Consider the following 6,762-nt stretch of genomic DNA (forward strand, 5'->3'; position numbering starts at 1 on the left):
CGCGAGCGGGAGCAGGTGCTGAAGCAAGGCCGCCGAAAAGTGCTCAACCGCGGCCAGACGCTGTTCAGCCAGGGGGGCAAGCATGACGGCATCTGGCTGATCGAGAGCGGCCGTATCCGGGTGTTCTACACCTCCCCACTCGGGCGCGAGATCACGCTGGCCTATTGGCATGTCGGCAATTTCGTCGGCGGGCCGGAAGTGTTCGAGGGCACGGTGCATCAATGGTCCGGTGTTGCGTCCAGCAATTGCAGCGTCGTGCACCTTCCCGGAAAGGAGCTGCGATCCCTCGCCGTCGAGATCCCGAACCTTGCGATCGGCCTGATCGAAGGCCTGACGTTCAAGGGCAAATGCTATTCGGCTCTCGCCCAGATGCTGGGAACGCGCTCGATCACGCAGCGCCTTTCGCATTTGCTGCTGCATCTCGTCGAGCTCTATGGTGTTGAGGACGCCGATGGCAGGGTGATCGCGGCCGCCTTTACCCATGCCGACATCGCGCACATGGTCGGTGCCACCAGGCAATGGGTCACGATCAGCCTGAAGCGGATGCAGGAGAAGGGAATCGTGCAAACCAGGCGGTCACAGATCGTGGTCTGCCGGACGGACGTGCTGGAGGAGATGCGCGGCCACGCATCCGATTGACCGAATTTGCGACCATCGCCCCTGCTCAGGCAAGCGGCTTTATAGTGCAGAACTGCTCAAGGAGTATGCAATCAGCTTTTCCCGGCAACTAATCGACTGCAGCGCTCATTCCGGATTTGCCCTGTCCGGGCCCTCCCCCAATCATGGCAACCACAGCACATCCAACCGAATGAGGATGAGAATGGTCCGCCGTCTTTCCACGCTCTCGATCGCGACGTCGGTGACGTCGCTGGCCCTTCTGGTCGCGCAGCCGGCCTCGGCGGAAACCGTCACGCTTGGCATCGGAACGCAGGATACGACAACCAACACGGTGACCGCCGGTGTCGTCATCCGCCAATTGCACCTGCTCGAAAAATATCTGCCGAAGGACGGCAAATACAGCAACATCAAGTTCGAGCTGGAGTGGCAGAACTTCACCTCCGGCCCGCCCGTCACCAACGCGATGATGGCGAACAAGCTGCAGATCGGCATGATGGGCGACTATCCGCTGATCGTGAACGGCTTCACCTTCGAAAGTAACCCCGAAAGCAAGAGCCGGCTGATCGGTATCGCCGCCTACAGCCTGTCCGGCTCCGGCAACGGCATCGTCGTTCACAAGGACTCGCCCTATTACGATCTCGCTGATCTCAAGGGCAAGCTCGTCAGTGTACCGTTCGGCTCCGCCGCCCATGGCATGGTGCTCAAGGCGATGCAGGACCGTGGCTACACGTCCGACTTCTTCCAGCTCGTCAGCCAGAGCCCGGAGGTCGGCTCGACCAATCTCCAGGAAAAGAAGATCGACGCGCATGCCGACTTCGTTCCCTTCGCCGAGCTGCTGCCGTTCCGCGGCTTCGCGCGGAAGATCTTTGACGGCGTCGAGACCAACGTACCGACCTTCCACGGCATCGTGGTCCGCACCGATTTCGCCGATAAATACCCGGAGGTCGTCACCGCCTATCTGAAGGCGGTCATTGCCGCCAATCAGTGGCTGCGCGACGATCCCAAGCTGGCCGCGGAGAAGATCCAGGAATGGACCGGCATCAGCAAGGAAGTGGTGTACATCTTCCTGGGGCCCAGCGGCAACATGACCACCGATCCCACGGTCAAGCCGGCATTGATCAACGCCGCCACCGCCGACGTCAAGGTTCTGCAAAATCTCGGCCGGATGAAGGAATTCGATCCGAAAAAATGGGTCGACGATGGCCATATCCGCAAAGCCTATGCCGAGATGAAGCTCGATTACGACGCGCAGCTCGCGAGCACCAAGAATTACGAGATCGCCGGCGAAGACACCTTCTGCAAGAAGCCGATCACCGATCCGCGCAAGGCCGGTGAGGTCTGGGTGGATGATGCCGGCATCATGCCGTTTGCGTCCGCGGCGTGCACCCTGGGGGCCTATGCCGGCTTCAAGGCCAAGGGCAAGAAGATCAACGTCGCCTACGTCTTCGACACCACGCGCGGCATCAAGCTGTTCGCCGACCAGGCCTTCTTCGCCGTCGGCGATGGCGACGTCGCGCCGTTCCTGCTGAAGAAGGACGCCGAAGCCTATGCCGCCAGGAACGGCGGCAAGGTGCTGGGCTTCGACGACGCGGTGAAGGCGGCGGTCGGCGGAGGCAAGACGTGAGTAGTCCCGCCATCCTCAGACATCCCGAGGACAGCATGCCGGCAACAGCCATTGCAGAGACGGGCGTGGAGCCCGTCGCCACCCCGCCCTCCTTCGGAACGCTCGCGCTGCGCTGGTATCGACTGAACCGCGGCGGCCTGCGCGCGATCGCGATCGGCATCACCTCGCTGCTGGCATTCCTGCTGGTCTGGCACCTGCTCACGACCTATCGCGTCGTGTTCTTCGTGCGATTCACCAATGTGCCCTCGCCGCTCGCGGTCTATGCCAGTTTCACCAAGGCGATCCACGATCCCAAATTCCTGATGCACATCGTCTTGAGCTGCCGGCGCATCCTCGTCGGCTTCTCCCTTGCAGCCATCGTCGGGGTGCCGCTCGGTCTCGTGATGGGCCGCTTCAAGCTCGTCCATGAGATCATCTTCCCGGTCGCCGAAGTGCTGCGACCGATCCCGGCAATCGCCTGGGTGCCGATGGCGATCATGCTGTGGCCGACCAACGAGCAGAGCATCGTCTACATCACCTTCCTCGGCTCGTTCTTCCCGATCCTGGTGAATACACTTCACGGCATGACGCTGGTCGATCCCGTGCTGGTGCGCGCAGCACAGTGCCTCGGCGCGCGGGAGCGCTCGATCTTCCGGGAGGTGTATTTTCCGGCATCGCTGCCGCACATCTTCACCGGCCTCACGGTCGGCATGGGCGTAGCATGGGTCTCGCTGATCGCGGCCGAGATGATCTCCGGCCAGTACGGCATCGGCTACTTCACCTGGGAGGCCTATTCGCTGGTCCAGTACGCCGACATCGCGCTCGGCATGATCGCAATCGGCGTTCTCGGCCTGGGATCGAGCCTGCTGATCCGGGGCGCCGGACAATTGGTGATGCCGTGGAGAGCAAAATGAGCGAGATCCCCGCCAAGGCACCGCAAGGCCATATCGACGTCAGGAGCTTCTCCCTCAGCTATGACGGCATCGAGGGACCGGTCCAGGCGGTCACCGATACGCAGATCCATGTGAAGCCGGGCGAGTTCGTCTCGATCGTCGGGCCCTCCGGCTGCGGAAAATCGACGCTGCTCAATGCGGTCGCGGGCTTCCTCAAGCCGACCACCGGTATTGTCACCGTCGACGGCGAGCGTGTGAGCGGACCCAGTGCCGAGCGCGGCATGGTGTTCCAGCAATATTCGCTGTTCCCCTGGAAGACGGTGCGGGAGAACGTCGAGTTCGGGCTGAAGATGCGCGGCATGCCTCGCTCGCAGCGTGAGCGCGCCGCCCGGACGCTGCTCGGGCTGGCGGGCCTGGAGGCCTTCGAGAAGCACTATCCGGAAAAGCTCTCCGGCGGCATGAAGCAGCGCGTCGGCATCGTCCGCGCGCTCGCCACGGGGCCGAAAGTGCTGTTGCTGGACGAGCCCTTCGGTGCACTCGACGCCCAGACCCGCGTCATCATGCAGCAGATCCTCACCAACATGTGGCAACGGCTGAAGATCTCGGTGCTGTTCGTCACCCACGACATCGACGAGGCGATCTTCCTGTCCGACCGGGTCTACTGCATGACCGCGCGCCCCGGCTCGATCAAGGCGGAGATCCCAATTCCGCTGGAACGGCCGCGACAGCAATCCATGATGATGTCCTCGGAATTTTTGGCGCTGCGCCGCGGGCTGATGTCCCTGATCCGCGAGGAGAGCCTGAAGGCGATGGGCGGCGAGATCAACGACCTCGGCATGCGCGGATTGAACATCGAGCTGCATGGCCAATCTTTGGCCGAGGTACTTTAGGCGAAGCCCCCCGCACTGATCTAGATGCTGCGATAGCGCTCGATAGCTGAAAGATCCGGCACTGTTCCGAGCCCCGGGTCGTCACTCAGCTGAACCGTGCCTTCGCGCACGTCGACCAGGGAGCCGCAAAACAAATCGCGCAACGGATTGTCGTTGGCGTCGACCTCCAGCCAGCCATCCCCTCCGATGCCGGCAAGCAGATGAGCCGAGGCAAGCAGTCCAACGCCGCCGCCGAGATAGTGCGGGCAAAACGTCTTGCGCGCGTCGAGGATGTCGCGCGCCAGTCCGACACAGACCGTGAGCCCGCCCCACTTCGCGATGTCCGGCTGAACCACGCCGAGCACGTCCTCGGTCAACACCTGCCTGAAGCCTTCGGCGCTCGAGATGTTCTCGCCGGCCGCAATCGGCATGTCCGCGCCTGCCCGCAGTCTTAGCCATTCTTCGCGTGGCCGATCGGCGCGGATAGGCTCTTCCAGCCAACGCAGATCGAACCCGCCAAGCCGCTCCAGCATCTGAAGCGCCTGTTCGACCGACCAGCCCTGATTGGCATCCGCCGCTAGCATGCCCGCGCCGACGATCTGGCGCAGAGCCGCGAGGTTGCCGAGGTCGATGTCGGCGCCGAATCCGACCTTCAACTTCAATGCGCGATGACCTCGCTCGAGTGCGGCTTCGGCCGTCTGCGTGGCTCCGCCGGGATTGATGCCGCTGGCATAGACCTTGATCGTACTGCCGTGCCCCCCGAGCAGCCGCCAGAGCGGCAAGCGCCGACGGCGCGCCGAGAGGTCCCACAGCGCGAGATCGATGCCCGCGATCGCCTGCGCAAACGGACCGGGTTCGCCGCATTGCAGCGCCAGCACTTCGGTGCCCCTCGTCAGGCTCTCGAAGGCTTGAGCCGGACCGTCGAATTTGCGCCCGACGAGACCGGGCGCGAGCACCTCGTTCACGAGTCGCGCACGATGCTCCGCACCGGGCGCGGGAAAATTCGACCAGGCCTCGCCCCACCCCTCGACGCCATCTTCATCGACGGCGCGAATGAAGACGGCGGGGCGGTTGAGCATGCGGCCGAACGACGTCACCACCGGCGTCGCCAACGGATAGCGATAGCAGAACGCTTCGATCGAGCGGATGGTGAAGCTGTCAGACGTCATGTTGCAGATCCTGCGATCGAGATCGGACCACGCGGAACGGCCATCAGCTCAATACGCGCGCGCGAAGTCCCCTTCCCGCTTGATATCAGTGAATACGGGAAAGCGCGCCTTCCACGGCGTTCCCTTGGCCTTTGTCAACTCGTTGAGCCGTTCGAGCACACCAAGGCCATCCTTGCGCAGGCTGGCGGAAACCGCCGCGCGGTCCGGGAAATTCTTCAAGACGGCATCGAGCCAGATCGTGCGGCCCGCCAAAAACCCGCCCGCGCCCGCGGCATAGGCAAAGTCGAGTACCCGTTCGAATTTCTCCGGCGCAGCACCGCCGGAGAGCAGCACCCAGGGGATGCTGCGCGCGCGGCAGATGTCGCCGATCGCGTCGAACTCCGTCTGCGCGGCTTTCGCCTCGGCGCCGCCATCCCGGGCAGGCAGATTGTTGGCCGCCAGCGGGCTCTCCAGCTTCAGAAGGTCGACGCCATATTCCGGCTTGGCGAACTCGCGCACGCTCTCGATGACCAGACCTGGAAGTTTTTCGGGCGACTCCACGTAGTCAGCGGTGTGATTGGCGCTGCCGAGGAACGGATAGACCAACAGCTCCAGGACGTAGGGAATGTCGTGACGGGCGCAATCCTGCCCGATCTCGCGAACGAACCGCTTCTGATGCTCGTTGACCGCAGCATCGGCGTCCGGCCGGTACCACGCCAGCACCTTGACGGCGTCGCCGCCCATGGCGCGGATCTTCTCAACGCTCCAATCGGTGATCGCCCGCGACTTGCGTCCGCCCGATGTCTCATCCACCCGGTGCTCTTCAAGGGTCATGATGAGACCGCAACGCGGCGGCAGAAGATCGATGGCCGCGGGCACCGCGAAATTCGGATCGAACAGCATCGAGCTGCAATGTGGCGCGAGGTTCTCGACGAGCAGACGCTTTGCTGCCGTCACGTCGGAATACTCGACCTGGTCCCGCGTAATCCCCTTTGCTTTCGCAATAGCGTCAAACAGCGGCGGCCGCTGATCCAGCGCGACCATGCGAAAATGACCGTCCGCGTCGGCCAGACGCGCCAGGCCGCGGTTCTTTCCAATCGTTCTCATGGCTTCGTCCTCATGAATGCAAGACACTCGTTGATGGTGGGGATTCCGTTGCGTCCGCCTGCGTGGCGGCATTTCATTGCGGCCGCCGCGGCGGAAAACGCCATCGCGTCGCGCACGTCGAGGCCGGCGCCGACCGCGAGGGCATAAGCGCCATGGAAGACGTCGCCGGCGCCCGTGGTGTCGACCACATCGACCGCGAAGGCCGCCTGCCGGTGCAGGCGGCCGTTCTCGTACCAGCTCACACCCTCGCCACCGCGCGTCACGGCGATGATGCGACACCCGAAGCGGGCGAGCGCGGCGAGGGTTTCATCCTTGGCCGAGCCGCCAAAAGCCGTGAGCGCGGGCTCGGAGAAGATTGCGTGGTCAGTCAGGGGCAACAGCCGCTCGAACACCTCGGCATCGGCCATGTCGCCGTCGAGCACCGTCGGGATCCCGCGCGCGCGGGCTTCGCGGAACAACGTTGCCGCCCCCTCGACCCAGCGCGGATCTGCCAGCACCGAGGATGCGCGGGCAACCGTCTCCAA

General features: G+C 63.7%; 7 protein-coding genes. 4 read left to right on the forward strand and 3 right to left on the reverse strand.

All coding sequences use genetic code 11. The features are described 5' to 3' along the window. From IC66_RS0121295 to IC66_RS0121310, 4 genes are all read left to right on the forward strand, one after another. A partial coding sequence (locus tag IC66_RS0121295; protein ID WP_038948950.1) for a Crp/Fnr family transcriptional regulator occupies window positions 1-639 on the forward strand: 639 nt, incomplete at its 5' end. A 181-nt stretch (window positions 640-820) separates the two neighbouring features. Continuing rightward, complete coding sequence (locus IC66_RS0121300) at window positions 821-2,242, forward strand: ABC transporter substrate-binding protein (RefSeq protein ID WP_038948952.1); 1,422 nt, start codon at window positions 821-823, stop codon at window positions 2,240-2,242. Next, a complete protein-coding gene (locus IC66_RS0121305) occupies window positions 2,239-3,135 on the forward strand; it encodes an ABC transporter permease (RefSeq protein WP_028143598.1) in 897 nt (298 codons plus the stop codon). The genes IC66_RS0121300 and IC66_RS0121305 overlap by 4 nt, the downstream gene beginning before the upstream one ends. Further along, complete coding sequence (locus IC66_RS0121310; protein WP_028143597.1) at window positions 3,132-4,004, forward strand: ABC transporter ATP-binding protein; 873 nt, start codon at window positions 3,132-3,134, stop codon at window positions 4,002-4,004. The genes IC66_RS0121305 and IC66_RS0121310 overlap by 4 nt, the downstream gene beginning before the upstream one ends. 20 nt (window positions 4,005-4,024) lie before the next feature. Here IC66_RS0121310 and IC66_RS0121315 read toward each other — a convergent pair whose 3' ends face one another. From IC66_RS0121315 to IC66_RS0121325, 3 genes are all read right to left on the reverse strand, one after another. Then, on the reverse strand, window positions 4,025-5,152 hold the full coding sequence (locus IC66_RS0121315) for a mandelate racemase/muconate lactonizing enzyme family protein (protein WP_028143596.1): 1,128 nt from the start codon (window positions 5,150-5,152) through the stop codon (window positions 4,025-4,027). A gap of 48 nt (window positions 5,153-5,200) precedes the next feature. Next, a complete protein-coding gene (locus IC66_RS0121320; RefSeq protein ID WP_028143595.1) occupies window positions 5,201-6,238 on the reverse strand; it encodes a tagatose 1,6-diphosphate aldolase in 1,038 nt (345 codons plus the stop codon). Then, the coding region (locus IC66_RS0121325) for a PfkB family carbohydrate kinase (RefSeq protein ID WP_244429139.1) at window positions 6,235-6,762 on the reverse strand (528 nt) is incomplete at its 5' end. The genes IC66_RS0121320 and IC66_RS0121325, both read right to left, overlap by 4 nt.

The organism is Bradyrhizobium genomosp. III (assembly GCF_000261705.1).
GTDB classification, from domain to species: Bacteria; Pseudomonadota; Alphaproteobacteria; order Rhizobiales; family Xanthobacteraceae; genus Bradyrhizobium; species Bradyrhizobium ottawaense.